The following is a 15,442-nucleotide window of genomic DNA, read 5'->3' as shown; positions in this document are numbered from 1 at the left end:
GAGGTCGCGTGTCTTGTTTGATTCTGCATACAAAGAGGGCGTGCGTGGAGCCGGAGAGGAGCGGGTAAGCACAGGGTTTAACCGATGACTGGCGAGCTTTTGCGGTGCATCTGAGGAAAATCTCAAAAAAGTGCTAAGCCGCTGTTTGCGCACTGAAAAAGGCAAAGGTATCGCGTATAATCCGCTTTTGCGTCTATAGGATTTGCCATGCGTCTGATCCAGAAAGCACTCACGTTCGATGATGTGCTCCTCGTCCCCGACTTTTCCGACGTTCTGCCGCGGGACACCAGCCTGAAAACCAGACTGACCCGCAACATCTCCCTGAATATCCCGCTCGTGTCCGCTGCCATGGACACCGTCACCGAAGCCCGTCTTGCCATCGCCATTGCGCAGATCGGCGGCATTGGCATCGTTCACAAAAATATGACCCCCGCCGCCCAGGCCAGCGAAGTCGCCAAGGTCAAGCGTTTTGAGTCGGGTGTCGTGCGAGATCCGATTACCGTTCCCCCGCACCTGACGGTGCGTGATGTGCGGGCGCTGTCGCAGCACCACGGAATTTCGGGCTTCCCGGTGGTTGAAGGCGCGCAGCTGGTGGGTATCGTCACCAATCGTGACTTGCGCTTTGAAACCCGTCTGGACGAACCCGTGCGAACCATCATGACGCCGCGCGAGCGGCTGGTGACGGTGCGTGAAGGAACTTCACTGGCTGAAGCGAAGGCGCTGATGCATGGCCACCGTCTTGAACGCGTGCTGGTCATTAACGACGCATTTGAGCTGCGCGGTCTGATGACCGTCAAAGACATCACCAAACAAACCGAACACCCGGACGCCTGCAAGGATGAGCATGGCAAGTTGCGTGTCGGGGCGGCAGTAGGTGTCGGCGCGGATAACGAAGAACGCGTGACATTGCTGGTGCAGGCGGGTGTCGATGTGATCGTGGTGGATACCGCGCATGGGCACAGCAAGGGCGTGCTGGACCGTGTCCGGTGGGTAAAAACTCGTTTCCCGCAAGTCGACGTGATCGGTGGCAACATTGCGACGGCCGATGCAGCGCGCGCGCTGGTCGAGCATGGCGCGGATGGTGTCAAGGTCGGCATCGGCCCAGGTTCGATTTGCACCACACGGATTGTCGCCGGGGTCGGCGTGCCGCAAATCAGCGCGATTGCCAATGTTTCGGATGCCCTCAAGGGCACGGGCGTGCCGGTTGTGGCTGATGGCGGTGTGCGTTTTTCGGGGGATGTCAGCAAGGCGCTCGCGGCGGGTGCTAATTCAGTCATGATGGGCAGCTTGCTGGCCGGTACTGAAGAAGGTCCGGGCGATGTGTTTCTGTATCAGGGGCGGCAGTTCAAGTCGTACCGCGGCATGGGTTCGGTCGGGGCGATGAAGGACGGTGCGGCAGACCGCTACTTCCAGGACAACTCAGCCAATATCGACAAGCTCGTCCCTGAAGGTATCGAAGGCCGGGTGGCCTACAAGGGCTCGGTCAACGCGATTTTGTATCAACTGATTGGTGGAGTGCGGGCCAGCATGGGTTATTGCGGTTGCCGCACGATCGACGAGCTGCATGAAAAGGCATCGTTTGTCGAAATTACTTCTGCCGGGATGCGTGAATCTCACGTGCACGATGTGCAGATCACCAAAGAAGCGCCTAACTACCACGTGGACTAAACGCCGATGAAGCCACTCCTGCGCGCCGTTCTGATGCTCAACGCTTTTATGCTGCTGGCGTTTGGTCTTCTGCTGTTGCTGACACCGTGGCAGGCGTTATACGACGCACTGCAACTGGTTCAGGTGGAGCCTGCGCTGGCAGGGCAAGGTTTCGGTATTGCGCTGGTGGGTCTTGCATGGCTAGCGTTGCATGCTTCGTTTGATGGCGCATTCACGGTGCCGGTGGCGCGCGTGGCAGGGCATGTGACCTGGCTGACGGGCTTGCTGATGCTGGTCTGGCTGATTGGTCTGCATACGCCCGATTTGACTGGTTTTGGGCAGCTCGTAGCAGGGCTGACGGGCGCAGTGCTACTGATTATCGGCCTGGGCGAAATCCGGCTGGCAGGGGGGGTGCGACGACGGGAGAAAGCCCGTATCGCTGAAGCTGCCGCCACAGCGCGTGCAGAAAAGCCGGGAGGTAAAGCGGCCCGTACTAGTGGCGTGGTTACCGAGCCGTTATTCGCGCCGGCCGAGGCCACCAGCTCAGATGGTTTTGCCGGTGCTAGGCCCGCGGTATCGCCCGCCGCGCAGGCAGAGCATCCGTCGGCATCAGCATCAGACAACGACGCGCGTGACGCGGCTGCGGATACCCCTGCGGGGCCGCGCCCACCGTTTCACGGTTGATGCGCTGCCAGCGCCACGTGTGCTGTGTTTTTTTCGTCGCCACGGCCGCTACCATCGCTATCGCTGCGCTTGCTGTGTTCCAGCGTGTTTTGAAACGTGTTTTGAGCCGTACTGTTTTCAGATCAACGCCGCGCGTTTTGCGCGGCGTTTCCTTTTCGTTCACTCTTGATGCCGTCCGACGCCATGCATGACAAGATCCTGATCCTCGACTTTGGTTCGCAAGTCACACAATTGATTGCCCGTCGCATTCGTGAAGCGCACGTGTATTCAGAAATTCATCCTTACGATGTTGATGAGGCGTTTATTCGCGCCTTTGCTCCTAAAGGCGTGATCTTGTCTGGAGGGCCCAATTCGGTCACGGACAACGATACGCCGCGTGTGCCTCAGGCGGTGTTTGAGCTTGGCGTGCCAGTGCTGGGCATTTGCTACGGCATGCAGGCAATGGCCGAGCAACTCGGTGGCAAGGTTGAGACGGGCCATCTGCGCGAGTTTGGCTACGCTGAAGTTCGCGCCCGCAGTCATACCCGTTTTCTTGATGGCATTGAAGACTTCCGGACGGCAGAAGGCCACGGCATGCTGAAGGTCTGGATGAGCCATGGTGACAAAGTGCTCGACATGCCACCGGGTTTTCAGTTGATGGCTTCAACCGGGTCGTGCCCGATTGCCGCGATGGCGGACGAGACCCGTCATTTTTACGGCGTGCAGTGGCACCCGGAAGTCACGCATACGGCGCAAGGCCGAGCGATGCTCGAACGGTTTGTGCTGACGATTTGCGCGGCGCAACCCGACTGGGAGATGGGGCATTACATTGACGAAGCCGTCGCCGCGATTCGCCAGCAGGTGGGTGATGAACAGGTGATTCTCGGATTGTCTGGCGGGGTGGATTCATCGGTGGCGGCTGCGTTGTTACACCGGGCGATTGGCAAGCAATTGACCTGTGTTTTTGTCGATCACGGATTGCTGCGTTTGAACGAAGCGGAGCAGGTGATGGCGACGTTTGCCGATCACCTTGGGGTGAAAGTGATTCACGTCAACGCCAGCGAAGTATTTTTGTCGAAACTCGCCGGCGTGACCGACCCGGAAGCCAAGCGCAAGATTATCGGCGCGGAGTTTGTGGAAGTGTTCCAGCGTGAAGCAAGCAAACTGCCCGATGCCAAATGGCTGGCGCAAGGCACGATTTATCCGGACGTGATTGAGTCGGCTGGTAAAGGCAAAAAAGCGGCGCAAACGATTAAAAGCCATCACAATGTGGGCGGCTTGCCCGAGACGTTGAATCTGAAGCTGCTTGAACCGCTGCGTGAATTGTTCAAGGACGAAGTGCGCGAGCTGGGTGTCAAGCTCGGATTGCCGCCAGCGATGGTGTACCGCCATCCGTTCCCGGGCCCTGGCTTGGGCGTGCGAATTCTGGGCGAAGTGCGGCGCGATTTCGCGGACTTGCTGCGGCGTGCGGACGCGATTTTCATCGAAACCCTGCGCACGTTTATTGACGCTGAGACAGGTAAATCGTGGTACGACCTGACGAGCCAGGCGTTCGCGGTGTTTTTGCCGGTCAAGAGCGTGGGTGTGATGGGTGATGGCCGGACTTATGAATACGTTGTGGCGTTACGCGCAGTGCAAACGCAGGATTTTATGACTGCACACTGGGCTCATTTGCCGCATGACTTGCTGGGGCATGTTTCGAACCGGATTATTAATGAGGTTCGCGGCATTAACCGAGTGGTCTACGATATTTCGGGGAAGCCGCCGGCGACGATCGAGTGGGAGTGAGTTGAGATCTGCTAACACCAGGCATTGAGGCGTATCAAAACACCCGGAAGCCCGCGTCACTGCGGGCTTTTTTGCTTTCTCGCCGGGTATTTTCTGGCACCGTGGTGCATAAGCAAACAGCGTTTTTTTCATAGCATAACCAATGGTGTTATTTCGAGCAGTGCCATGACTGATTCTCAATACCATGCTGAAGGTTTTCTCTGCCCCATGGTATTGAAACGGATTAGCTATTTGATTATTAAAAATAATCATGAAAAGTAGAGGTTTGAATCATGATATTTTTGACCAAAATAAACGGATGTCATGCTGGCCGATACCAAGCTGCGAAACCTCAAGCCTCAGGGCAAGCTCGGGTCGAAACAGCGCATCGTCGTAGACGCACGAGGCATTGTCCTGGTCATCACGGTCACCGGTGCCAACCGGCACAACTCGATGGCATCCGAGTCCACGTTCGACGCAATTCCGGCGGTGGCGGGCCTGAACGGCCAACCCTGCAAACGTCCAGGCAAGTTGCATGCGGACAAGGGTTATGACTTTGCCCCGTTGCCCGCATTAGTTGAACAAGCGTGGCATCAAGGCCCGTATCGCGCGGCGCGGCGTAGAACGTAAAAAGAAGCTCGGACAGCATCGCCGAGTGGTCAAGCGCACGCATGCGTTTCGAGCGTCATCTCGACATCCATGTTGCGTCACTTTCCCCAGCTGTTGCTGTTATCTGTTCGCGCTTCGTGGATGACTTGTGTTAGCGCCTTTAAGGCGCGGCAGGCAACTTTGGGTGAAGCCTGCCACGCGAGGCTAATTACTGGCTATGGCGGACGCTGGAGAAAGCGCTTGGGCTTGATGACGAGGTTGTGCTAGACGGATTAGCCAGCAGCACAGCGAACAACTTTTGTAGCTCCTCTCTATCGGTGAAGGTAGTGAGGCCAAGAATCGGTTCAGTCTTGGCAAGTGCCGAGATACTAACTGTCGCCGCATAAATCGCCTTAACGACTGTCGAAGGTAGGGGCGTGTTCGATTCTTTTAAAGATTTGTAAATTTCCCTAATCTTGTTTTTTAGATATCCGGTTTTTATATGCATTTTTTTGGGATCTGATTTCGCTTGATAAATATATATTTTTGCATTAATAAGAGCGATGGTCTCGTGCATTAATTGGTCGATGCTTATTTTGTTGTTTTCGGCTGCGTTAGTGAAATGATCAGCTAAGATTTTGATTAAATTTCTGGTTTCTTGATTAAACTGGGGATAAGTAAATTCAGCGAGCTTTACATGGAAAATCCCTTTCCCTCCATGACTAAGATTTTTTTTATTGATACTTGGTGGCATTATTTTCTGTTCGCGACGAAAGTCCGCGCTTTCTTCAATTAAGTATGAAATAATTTCTTTGTATTTTGTAAGCGAATTAATATAAGTAAATCCAAAAGTTTCGGCTTGCTCGCTAATAAACTCCAGGGAAATTGAATCCGCAAGATTTAACTGGACAGACTCCATATGCAAAATATGATTCAATTCCCATACAGAATGTAGCAATGCAATCTCTTGAGGTTTGAATTTTTCAAAATACTGGTTGGTGAGATTGGGATTGTATAAACGATTAGCAAAAAAAGTAGACCCCGCCTCAAATTCACCATTACTGTTTTTCTCAACCTCTTGCTTGTACCCCGGATTCGTGCAATGCAGAATAAACTGCCATTCCTTTCCTAGCTGCTGCCGAAGTTCATCCAGGCTGGTCTCATTATTTGATGAGTTAGTTATTTCAACCAGTTTTGTATTTTCAAAAATTTTTTCAGGCGTGTATTGGTCTGGCGAAAGAGGTTTTCCGTCGTGATCTATTATATTGATTCCGTAATATTTTTTTATATTTGTGAAAAAATCAATGGATGGTATTTTTTTATTCTGTTTTTTTGGATTATCCGATGAGGCCGAAGGTATTTTCTCTTCAGCAGCAGGTCGTACTACTGCGTCAACGATATTGAAATTTTTATTGCCATGAAAGCTATCTGGATTAAAGCATATATATGAATATTTAATCGACCGCGGATTTTCGACCGGTACTTGCTTAATCATCGGGTCGTGAGTTGTTGTTTCCGGTCGCGCGTTGGTGTCGGTGATTAATGAGGTTAGTTTATTTAATAGCATATTTAGAGGTTAAAGTTAATTTAGCCAATAAAAATTATGCAGCATATAAAAGCATGCTGCGCCATTTTCGAAAGCAGGCGAAATACACCTGACTCGAATTTTTAAAATAAAACATAAACTAAGTAACGCCTTAAGTAGGAAGGTTCCATGCTGAACCTCCCCTCGCTCCTTAGAGTTGCTAGCACAAGTACAAGTCATCCACGAAGCGCGTGATGCCGGAAACCTCCAATTCAAGGCGCTTGATTAATCGGGGGGAGCTCAGGTGCGGACCCGCATGCCGGGTGGTGTGGCAGGGGTAAGGCCTCTTGGCCGCCCCCTATGCCGATTTTCATCCCAGGTATTTTCTGGCGCTGTGGTGCATCAACAAGCAGCGTTTTTCACGAAAACTGGTCGCTTTCGAGAAATCCCCCGTCAAGGAGAAAGCGCGTGATAAACCCAGAGTGAAGGATGCAGAGAGGTTCGGCACTTGAGCGGCAAATTGGCTGCGTGGTCGTCAAATGGCAGATTCGCCATGCTGATGTGCCAGACTCAAGAACGATGCCGCCAGACGGAGGAAAGACATTAAGATTTCTCTGTGGGGCAGGAATCTTTGATACTTGTGCGTTATTTAAGCCCTGGTAGTATATGTGAGAAATATGGCACGTTATTCTGGACGTTTAATTTTTTAATATTTAAAAGAGAACTAAATTGTGATAAAAGTAACAGGGAATAATGTGGTGTCTGGTGTATCCACTCCCACTCATCAAAGGTTTTCAGTTAATCAAGTCGATAATCATAATAAACGGCGGCAGGTCCAGCAAATTCCCAGTAACAAAGCACGAGCGATCTTATACTCTGGATCTGTTTTTTTTATTGGTAATGGTCAGTTTTATTGCGTTTCAGCCCAGCCGTGTAAGCTGCGGCACCGATGAAAGCTGAAAAAAAGAGTACAGGATCAAAATAAATTGCTGGCTAAATACATCATCCGTGGCCTCGCCGGTATTTTTCTTGCTGCAGTTAAATGGCCGAATAATAAATTAAGTCAGGCAGTCAATAGTGCAGTTTCTGCAATCGATGTTTTCGGTGAGGCGGAAAAATGGGTGGAGAATCAATTCGGCCTTGCAGGAGAAAATATACTCCGGGAATTTGCGAATCAGCCCCCGCGATAATTCTCCCGTTTTAACGAGGTTCAGAAGTAGAGCTTATGCTGCGTTGGGCAACATCGGTTTTGGCGTGACCCCGCCAATTGCCGTGTTTGACCGTTCGTGATTGCATGACCACAACCACTTCGCCGCATACGCCTGAGCCTCGGCTACCGTCTCGAACAGGTAATGGGCGAGCCAGCCGTATCGAACTGTTTTGTTGTGGCTTGCCTGGCTGGATAAATTGCAGGACGATGCCGCGTCGGAGCGCCCATTCGCTCAGTGCCTCGCTGACGTATTCGGGAACGTTGTTACAGTGGATTTTCATCGGCTTGCCACGCCATTCGCTCACCTGATCCAGTGAGCGGATCACACGTAGTGCCGTCATAGAGAAGTCCACCTCGATACATCGGCCTTCGCGTTTGAAGTCATCAATCACGCTGAACAGTCTGATGCTACGTTCATTAGCGAGCTGATCGTGCATGAAATACATCGACCAGCACTTGTTCCGTCTCTGCGGCACCGCCAGCGGTTCCGGCTGCTCTGTGGCCAGTGATAGACTTTGGCCGGCTTTAAATGACCTAAATTCATCCTCCATTTGCTTGAAGCGTGCATCGCGTCCATGGCTCTGCATCTGGGCGCGGCCAAAGACGCTGTTTTCCGCTAGCGCAAGGGTGTGCCCATGCACCGTGTAGGACGGCTGTGAAAATTCTAGTTGTTCGAGGTGGGTGAATGAATCCGCGCTGATGGCGCAGACGAAGAACAACAAAAGCAAGATTGATTGTTGATTGAGAACTGACTTATGGCCAGGATCAGGATGCTACCCCATAAATCCGGTCTGTCATTTGCAAGAGCATATTGGTTTTGCCTGGATCAGTACTGGACTTGATCTGCTGCGTTAAGTGTTATTTTCAGTCAACTAATCGCTTTAAAATCTCAGGCGGTTATAGGTGTTTTGATTAACCGGGAATGAATGGGGATTTACGCGTTGTGCTCGGGAAAATAATGAATTTTTCTTCGCTACCGTACGTGATCGTGGATTTTTCTTTACTGGGAATGGCAGATTTACTTTGTGTTTATATGAAAAATTACCTGTCACGTTACGCGTTCGCCTGATGTCTGCCTCATGAGCCCCGCTGCATCGCCCCCTCCTTCAGCTCCTTGCCCTGACCCGGGCGAGCCCGGGCCTGCGCTACCGGCGACGCTCGAGGCGGGTGAGCATCATCCTCGTCTGAACGAGGCCTTGTTGCTGATGCAGGCCAATCTCGAAGAGCCCTTAACCACCGATGACCTCGCTGCGCTGGTTGGCGTGTCACGGCGGCAGCTTGAGCGCTGGTTTCGCCAGTATCTGGCGACCATGCCGTCACGCCACTATCTGAACTTGCGTCTGGCCCAGGCGCGTGAGCAACTGCGCAGCACCGGGCAATCCGTGTTGCAGATTAGTCTGGCGTGCGGCTTTGTCTCAGCGGCGCATTTTTCGAACCGGTACCGCGAACGCTTTGGCGTGACCCCGCGCGAGGAGCGCCGCAATTGGAGCGCGCGTTAGGCGTGGTGGGGGGCGGCTGGCATTTCCTCTTCTTTGCCATGCTGATGGATGGCTCATGCAATGCCATTGATCCAACGCGTCTGACACGCTCTAGCTACGAGCTACGAGCTACGAGCTACGAGCTACGAGCTACGAGCGCGTTCCGCCGCAATCCAGGGTGATGCCCTGATCTCAACGGAGGAGATATCAACCGGTTCGTCGTCATCTCTGGCTGCTCCGGCGGCGGTAAGTCCACCTTGCTCGCGGAGCTTGGCCGGCGGGGCTACGCGGTCGTGCCAGAACCTGGCAGGCGGATCGTACAAACAGCGCTTCATAGCAACGGGACGGCGCTGCCCTGGGTCGACCCAGTGGCGTTTTTGCGCCGTGCCATTGACGTGGCGCTCGCTGATCGGGCTTCATTGGGCTCGCCGTGCAACTGGACCTTCTTCGACAGGGGGGTGATCGACGCCGCGGCTGGTCTGCAGCATTTGACTGGAGAGCCGGTATTGACGCAGCTTGGGCCACGTCATCGCTACCATCAGCGTGTTTTCCTGACGCCACCCTGGCCGCAAATTTACGTTCAGGATGCAGAGCGGCAACATAGTCTTGAGCACGCCATGGACGAATATTCCCGGCTGCTCGAAGTCTGGCCCGCGCTGGGTTATGAGGTTTCTATCGTTCCCAGGCTTGGTGTCATGGAGCGAGCCGATTTCGTCCTCAAGATGCTGGGCAACTGAGTCACCGTATCACTGCATACGCTCTGCCAGCTTGGGTCCGGCGCTTTTGCGCTGTGATGGCCATCTTCTTTCCGCTCAATTCAGCGTTGCCGGTTCGCGGGGGATGGGTCGTGCAATAGCAGCCGCGATCGGCCAGGCAGTCCGGCCGTCAACACGGCTTACGCCCGTGACGTATTGAGTTCGTCCTCTCTGCATCAGAGCTTCTGCGCATCAGAACTAGCTACTTCCGGGCCAGCAGGACACAAAACCACCGCCCCCGTACTTCTGCCGTCACCGCGTCACCGCGTCACCCACCAGGATCATCAGGGTTTTCACTCCGATCCCCATCTCCACCGCACTAATTCCTACCCATGTCGCGTATGCGCAAGACGAGTGGCGGGCGATTTCCTACACTTGCGTTCACGTTCGCTCCGGTAATCTCACCGCCTCCCAGGCCTAGCCTGCCACCTGACTCTCAACAGGAATTCACGATGAACCCCTCCAGCACAGCCGTGACACGGCAAACCTTTGACGAAGTGATGGTGCCGGTTTTCGCTCCGGCGGCTTTTATTCCGGTGCGCGGCGAGGGCTCGCGGGTGTGGGATACCGAAGGGCGTGAATACATCGACTTCGCCGGTGGGATTGCGGTTACCGGGCTGGGGCATGCTCATCCGGCGTTGCTGCAGGTGCTGCAGGAGCAGGGCGGCCAGCTCTGGCATATCGGCAATGGCTATACCAACTTGCCGGTGTTGCGGCTGGCGCGTCAGCTTGAAGCGCTGAGTTTTGCTGAGCGCGCGTTTTTCGCCAACTCAGGTGCCGAGGCCAATGAGGCTGCGTTGAAGCTGGCGCGCCGTGTGGGTTTTGAGCGGCATGGCGTGCACAAAACCGGCATCGTTTCTTTCGCTCAGTCATTCCATGGCCGGACTTTCCTGACGGTGAGTGTTGGCGGCCAGCCGAAGTATTCCGAAGGTTTCGGCCCGGTGCCGGCTGATCTGCTGCATGTGCCTTACAACGATATCGCTGCCGCGCGCGCGGCGATTGGGCCGAATACTTGTGCGGTGATCGTTGAGCCGGTGCAGGGTGAGGGTGGGGTGATTCCGGCAGAACCTGCGTTTTTGCAGGCGCTGCGGGATGCTTGTGATGCGCACGAGGCGTTGCTGATTTTCGATGAAGTGCAGACCGGAGTGGGGCGCACCGGGCATTTCTATGCGTACCAGGAAAGCGGCGTCACGCCCGATATCCTGACCACGGCCAAGGCGCTGGGCAATGGCTTCCCGATTGGCGCGATGCTGACCACGGCGGCGCTGGCGCAGCATTTCAAGGTGGGCGTGCATGGCACGACTTACGGTGGTAATCCGCTGGCAGCGGCCATTGCGTCGAAGGTGGTGGAGCTGGTGAGCGAGCCCGCGTTGCTCGAAGGCGTGCGTCAGCGCAGTGAGGTGGTGCGGGCGCATCTGGCGCGGCTGGACGCGCGTTTCGGTGTGTTTCGGCAGATCCGGGGCAAGGGTTTGCTGATCGGCGCGGAGCTCAACGAACGCTTCAAGGGACGGGCGAAAGAGGTGCTGACCGCCGCCGCGCAAGAGGGTTTGATGCTGCTGATGGCCGGGCCCGATGTGCTGCGTTTTGCGCCTTCGCTGATTATTCCGTTAGCTGATCTCGATGAGGGTTTTGCTCGACTGGAACGGACGCTGGCGCGTGTGGTGGCTAGCGTGGCGGCCGAGGCTGGTGCGGCGCAGCCGAAGGGCTGAGGCGGATTGCTGGGGTTGGGGTTTGCCGCTGGGGTAATTTGCTGGGGTAAATCGCTGAGGTAAAGCGCTGTGACGAACCACAAAGGCAAACCACAAAGGCAAACCACGAAGGCAAACCACGAAGGCAAACCACGAAGGCAAACCACGAAGGCAAACCACGAAGGCAAACCACGAAGGCAAACCACGAAGACTTGACCCGTACATGACGACGATGAACGGAATTCTCCAATCGCCCAAACCCATCTACCAGGTCACTGGCACCGGGCTCCCAGGCGCGCACCGCGCACCACGGGTGCCACCAGGTTAGCTAACCTGATTACCCGACTCACCCCGCTGGTGCTTCACCCCGTGTTCATTTCTGGCTAGCGCACTTCAAACGCTGGTCATTTCACTCCAGGAGCGCAGATGCACTATGTCCGTCCTGCCCGTCTTGCCGATCTCGATGCGCTGTTGCAGATGGCGCAGACCGCTCGGCCAGTGCTGCACTCGCTGCCGCATGAGCGCGCGGCGCTCGAAGCGCGCATTGCGTTGTCCGAAGATTCGTTTCGCGCCGAAGTCGATTTCCCCGGGGAAGAGTTTTATCTGTTTGTCCTCGCTGATACGGCCACGGACACCTTGCTTGGCACCGCCAGCATCATCGCGGCGGCGGGCTATGCCGAACCGTTCTATGCGTTTCGTAACGATGCGCTGATTCACGCGTCACGCGAGCTGCATGTGAGCCGCAAGATCCACGCGCTGACGATGTCGCATGAACTGACCGGGATGAGCCGTCTCGCAGGCTTTTATCTCGCGCCTTCGCTGCGTGGCGATGCGGCGGCGCATTTGCTGTCGCGGGCACGCATGATGTATCTCGCGGCGCAGCGTCAGCGTTTTACGCCTGAGGTCTTCACGCTGCTGTTAGGTGTGACCGACGACGCTGGGGTGTCGCCGTTCTGGGAAGCGGTGGGGCGCAAATTTTTTGGGCGCGATTTCGCCGCGATTGAGCGGGCCTCAAGCGGGCGTAGCCACCGCTTTATCGCTGAAGTGATGCCGAGTTATCCGATCTATGTGCCGTTGCTGCCCGAAGCGGCGCAGCGAGTGCTGGGCGAGCCCGATGCGGGCGCGTTGCTAGCCTATGAAATTCATCAGGAAGAAGGTTTCGAAACCGACCGTTACGTCGATATCTTCGATGCGGGCCCGGTTCTGACCGTGCCGGTTGAGCGCAGCCGCTGCGCGGCGCGCAACGAAAATCGCCGGGTGCAATGGGCGTCTGGATCGACTGACGCCGCGTTAGCGGGCTCGACATATCTGGTGGCGAGCCATGCGCTGGATGGGTTTCGCTGTGTGCTGGCGGATCTGCCTGCTGCTGAGGCGGCAGCTTCCTGTGCCACGGCTCATGCTGCTCATCAGGTTGCGCTGGCCGCGCCGCTTGCGCCGCTCACGCCGGAGGTCGCTGCGGCGCTCAATGTAGAGCCGGGCGATGTGGTGCGTTGTGTGCCGTTGCATCAGCCTCGCGCGCAGAGCGCCGCAGCCGCTGGTTTTGCCGGAGACGCATCATGATCGTCGTGCGCGTGGTGCAAACCGAAGACGTCGATGCGCTGGTGCGGCTGGCGGGTGAAACCGGGCCTGGCCTGACGACTTTTAAACCTGACCGGGAGGCGCTGGCGGCCCGCATTGCGCGCACCCGGCGCACGCTTGAGGGCCGGGCCGAGCCGCATGAAGCGGGTTATTTCTTCGTGATGCAGGACAGCGTCAGCGGCGATATCGCGGGCGTGTGCGGCATCGAGGCCGAAGTCGGGCTGGCCCAGCCGTTTTATAACTACCGCGTGAGCCAGGTGGTGCACGCGAGCCAGGAGCTGGGTATCTGGACCCGGATGCGGGCGCTGAATATTTCGCACGATCTGACGGGTTACGCCGAGGTGTGCTCGCTGTTTCTGAGCCCGCGTTATCGCGCCAGCGGTGTGGGCGGATTGTTGTCACGCTCGCGCTTCATGTTTATCGCGCAGTTCCGTGAGCGCTTTCCGCAGCGCTTGTGCGCTGAGCTGCGTGGGCATTTCGATGAGCAGGGCACCTCGCCGTTCTGGCGCGCGGTGGGCTCGCATTTCTACCAGATCGACTTCAACGCCGCCGACTATCTCAGCTCGCACGGCCGCCGGGCGTTTCTGGCTGAACTGATGCCGCGCTTTCCGGTGTACGTCGATTTGTTGCCCGCCGAGGCGCAGCGCTGCGTTGGGCTGACGCACCAAGACACGGTGCCCGCGCGCCGGATGCTGGAAGCCGAAGGGCTGCGTTACGAAAACCATGTCGATATCTTCGATGCCGGTCCGGTCCTCGAATGCCATATCGCTGATTTGCGCACGGTGCGCGACAGCGTGCTGGCGGTGGTCGAGATCGCCGAACCTGAGGCGGCTCACGAGGCCAATGCGGCCGCGCTTGAACCCGCCGCACCCGCCGCGCAAGCCCAACCCCAGCCGCAGGCGCTGGTGTCGAATACCTCGCTGGGTGATTTCCGTGTCGGGGTGGCGGCGGGCGCGGTGCATGCCGGGCGCTTCCGGCTGAGCGCTAGCGAAGCCGCCGCGCTCAATCTCAACGCGGGTGATGCGCTGCGCGTGTTGCCCCTTAAACCGCGCTAGAACTTCAACAGGAACCAGCATGAGCGAGCTTTTTATTGATGGGCAATGGCGTAGCGGCACCGCAGCGGTGTTTGCCTCGCATGATCCAGGCACGGGTGCCGTGGTGTGGCAGGGCGCGGGCGCGAGCGCCGCTGATGTCGATGAGGCCGTGCGCAGCGCCCGGCGCGCGAGCGCAGGCTGGCAGGCGCAGCCGTTCGAGGCACGCGCGGCGCTGGTGCAGCGCTTCGCGGCGTTGCTGACGGAGCACAGCGAAACGCTGGCGCATGCGATTGGCCGCGAGACCGGCAAGCCGCTCTGGGAAGCGCGGCTGGAAGTGGCGTCGATGGCGGCCAAAATTGGCATCTCGCTGCAGGCGTATCACGAGCGCACGGGCGAAAAGCGCGTGACGCTGGCCGATGGTACGGCGGTGCTGCGGCATCGGCCGCATGGTGTGGTGGCGGTGTTTGGGCCGTATAACTTTCCTGGGCATTTGCCCAATGGCCATATCGTGCCGGCGCTGATCGCGGGCAATACGGTGGTGTTCAAGCCATCCGAGCTGGCACCGGGCGTGGCGCGGGCCACGGTCGAGCTCTGGCAGGCCGCTGGTTTGCCCGCAGGTGTGCTGAATCTGGTGCAAGGCGAGAAAGACACGGGCATCGCGCTGGCGCAGCACGCGCAGATCGACGGGCTGTTTTTTACCGGGAGCTCGGACACCGGCACGCTGCTGCACCGGCAATTCGGCGGGCGGCCCGAGATCGTGCTGGCGCTGGAGATGGGGGGCAATAACCCGCTGGTGGTCGCGCCGGTGGCTGATCTGGATGCAGCGGTGCATCACACGATCCAGTCGGCGTTTTTATCGGCGGGGCAGCGTTGCACTTGCGCGCGCCGTCTGCTGGTGCCGGATGACGCGTTTGGCGTGCGCTTTCTGGCGCGGCTGACGGAGGTCAGCGCAGCGCTTGGCGTGGGCGCTTACGACGCCACGCCGCAGCCGTTCATGGGCGCGGTGATTTCGGCGCGGGCGGCGGGGCAGTTGCTGGCGGCGCAGCAGCGTTTGCTGGCGCGTGGTGCCAAGGCGCTGCTGCCGATGACCCAGCGCGCACCCGATCTGGGTTTTGTCACGCCAGCGCTGATCGACGTTAGCAACGTGCAGGCCGTGCCCGACGAAGAATATTTCGGCCCGCTGCTGCAAGTGGCGCGCTATGGCGATTTCGCCGAGGCCATCGAGCGCGCCAACGACACCGCCTTCGGCTTGTCTGCTGGTTTACTGGCGGACGACGCAGCGCTCTGGCAGCAGTTTCAGCAGCGCATCCGCGCGGGCATCGTCAACTGGAACCGGCCGACTAACGGCGCGTCCTCGGGCGCGCCGTTTGGCGGCGTAGGGCGCTCTGGCAACCAGCGTCCTAGCGCTTATTACGCGGCGGATTACTGCGCCTATCCCATGGCCTCGGTCGAAAGTGCGCAGTTGCAAATGCCTGCCACGGTTGCACCCGGCCTGCACTTTTAAGGATC

Annotated in this window: 11 protein-coding genes and 3 pseudogenes; 12 read left to right on the top strand and 2 right to left on the bottom strand. The window is 57.1% G+C overall.

The window, feature by feature from the left end; all coding sequences use genetic code 11:
- The first annotated feature begins 207 nt into the window (after nt 1-207).
- The 4 genes and pseudogenes from guaB to GH656_RS08555 form a co-directional block, all read left to right on the top strand.
- Nucleotides 208-1,668 carry an IMP dehydrogenase gene (gene guaB / locus GH656_RS08570; protein ID WP_153075488.1) on the top strand — a complete coding sequence of 487 codons (1,461 nt, stop codon included), beginning with the start codon at nt 208-210 and terminating at the stop codon, nt 1,666-1,668.
- A 6-nt stretch (nt 1,669-1,674) separates the two neighbouring features.
- The gene (locus GH656_RS08565) at nt 1,675-2,331 is read left to right on the top strand and encodes a hypothetical protein (protein ID WP_153075487.1); all 657 of its coding nucleotides are present in this window, start codon (nt 1,675-1,677) and stop codon (nt 2,329-2,331) included.
- 183 nt (nt 2,332-2,514) lie between these two features.
- On the top strand, nt 2,515-4,098 hold the full coding sequence (gene guaA / locus GH656_RS08560; RefSeq protein ID WP_153075486.1) for a glutamine-hydrolyzing GMP synthase: 1,584 nt from the start codon (nt 2,515-2,517) through the stop codon (nt 4,096-4,098).
- A gap of 327 nt (nt 4,099-4,425) precedes the next feature.
- Nucleotides 4,426-4,841: pseudogene (locus GH656_RS08555) on the top strand (transposase family protein); the annotation flags it as partial.
- A 53-nt stretch (nt 4,842-4,894) separates the two neighbouring features.
- Here the strand turns inward: GH656_RS08555 and GH656_RS08550 are convergent.
- The gene (locus tag GH656_RS08550; protein WP_153075484.1) at nt 4,895-6,160 is read right to left on the bottom strand and encodes a hypothetical protein; all 1,266 of its coding nucleotides are present in this window, start codon (nt 6,158-6,160) and stop codon (nt 4,895-4,897) included.
- Nucleotides 6,161-6,537: 377 nt separating this feature from the next.
- Between GH656_RS08550 and GH656_RS08545 the strand changes: the two genes are divergently transcribed.
- Complete coding sequence (locus GH656_RS08545) at nt 6,538-6,702, top strand: hypothetical protein (protein WP_153075483.1); 165 nt, start codon at nt 6,538-6,540, stop codon at nt 6,700-6,702.
- Nucleotides 6,703-7,176: 474 nt separating this feature from the next.
- Nucleotides 7,177-7,380, top strand: coding sequence for a hypothetical protein (locus GH656_RS08540; protein ID WP_153075482.1), 204 nt, complete (start codon nt 7,177-7,179; stop codon nt 7,378-7,380).
- A gap of 33 nt (nt 7,381-7,413) precedes the next feature.
- Here the strand turns inward: GH656_RS08540 and GH656_RS08535 are convergent.
- Nucleotides 7,414-7,906, bottom strand: a pseudogene (locus GH656_RS08535) (DDE-type integrase/transposase/recombinase); the annotation flags it as partial.
- Nucleotides 7,907-8,566: 660 nt separating this feature from the next.
- Between GH656_RS08535 and GH656_RS08530 the strand changes: the two are divergent.
- The 6 genes and pseudogenes from GH656_RS08530 to astD form a co-directional block, all read left to right on the top strand.
- Nucleotides 8,567-8,899: pseudogene (locus tag GH656_RS08530) on the top strand (helix-turn-helix domain-containing protein); the annotation flags it as partial.
- Between the two features lie 185 nt (nt 8,900-9,084).
- Nucleotides 9,085-9,615, top strand: a complete 531-nt coding sequence (locus GH656_RS08525) for an AAA family ATPase (RefSeq protein ID WP_153075479.1) — start codon at nt 9,085-9,087, stop codon at nt 9,613-9,615.
- Between the two features lie 470 nt (nt 9,616-10,085).
- On the top strand, nt 10,086-11,342 hold the full coding sequence (locus GH656_RS08520; RefSeq protein ID WP_153075478.1) for an aspartate aminotransferase family protein: 1,257 nt from the start codon (nt 10,086-10,088) through the stop codon (nt 11,340-11,342).
- Between the two features lie 405 nt (nt 11,343-11,747).
- On the top strand, nt 11,748-12,881 hold the full coding sequence (locus GH656_RS08515) for an arginine N-succinyltransferase (protein WP_153075477.1): 1,134 nt from the start codon (nt 11,748-11,750) through the stop codon (nt 12,879-12,881).
- The gene (gene astA / locus GH656_RS08510) at nt 12,878-13,954 is read left to right on the top strand and encodes an arginine N-succinyltransferase (RefSeq protein ID WP_153075476.1); all 1,077 of its coding nucleotides are present in this window, start codon (nt 12,878-12,880) and stop codon (nt 13,952-13,954) included. The genes GH656_RS08515 and astA overlap by 4 nt, the downstream gene beginning before the upstream one ends.
- A gap of 19 nt (nt 13,955-13,973) precedes the next feature.
- Complete coding sequence (gene astD, locus GH656_RS08505; RefSeq protein WP_153075475.1) at nt 13,974-15,437, top strand: succinylglutamate-semialdehyde dehydrogenase; 1,464 nt, start codon at nt 13,974-13,976, stop codon at nt 15,435-15,437.
- The last annotated feature ends 5 nt before the right edge of the window (nt 15,438-15,442 follow it).

The sequence above is a fragment of the Paraburkholderia bonniea genome (assembly GCF_009455625.1).
Lineage (GTDB): Bacteria > Pseudomonadota > Gammaproteobacteria > Burkholderiales > Burkholderiaceae > Paraburkholderia > Paraburkholderia bonniea.
This window is presented reverse-complemented; position numbering and strand designations above follow the sequence as displayed.

Coding starts and splice junctions, on each gene's coding strand:
- astA (WP_153075476.1), top strand. CDS start 12,878: ATGATCGTCGTGCGCGTGGTGCAAACCGAAGACGTCGATGCGCTGGTG.
- GH656_RS08565 (WP_153075487.1), top strand. CDS start 1,675: ATGAAGCCACTCCTGCGCGCCGTTCTGATGCTCAACGCTTTTATGCTG.
- guaB (WP_153075488.1), top strand. CDS start 208: ATGCGTCTGATCCAGAAAGCACTCACGTTCGATGATGTGCTCCTCGTC.
- astD (WP_153075475.1), top strand. CDS start 13,974: ATGAGCGAGCTTTTTATTGATGGGCAATGGCGTAGCGGCACCGCAGCG.
- GH656_RS08550 (WP_153075484.1), bottom strand. CDS start 6,160: ATGATTAAGCAAGTACCGGTCGAAAATCCGCGGTCGATTAAATATTCA.
- GH656_RS08520 (WP_153075478.1), top strand. CDS start 10,086: ATGAACCCCTCCAGCACAGCCGTGACACGGCAAACCTTTGACGAAGTG.
- guaA (WP_153075486.1), top strand. CDS start 2,515: ATGCATGACAAGATCCTGATCCTCGACTTTGGTTCGCAAGTCACACAA.
- GH656_RS08515 (WP_153075477.1), top strand. CDS start 11,748: ATGCACTATGTCCGTCCTGCCCGTCTTGCCGATCTCGATGCGCTGTTG.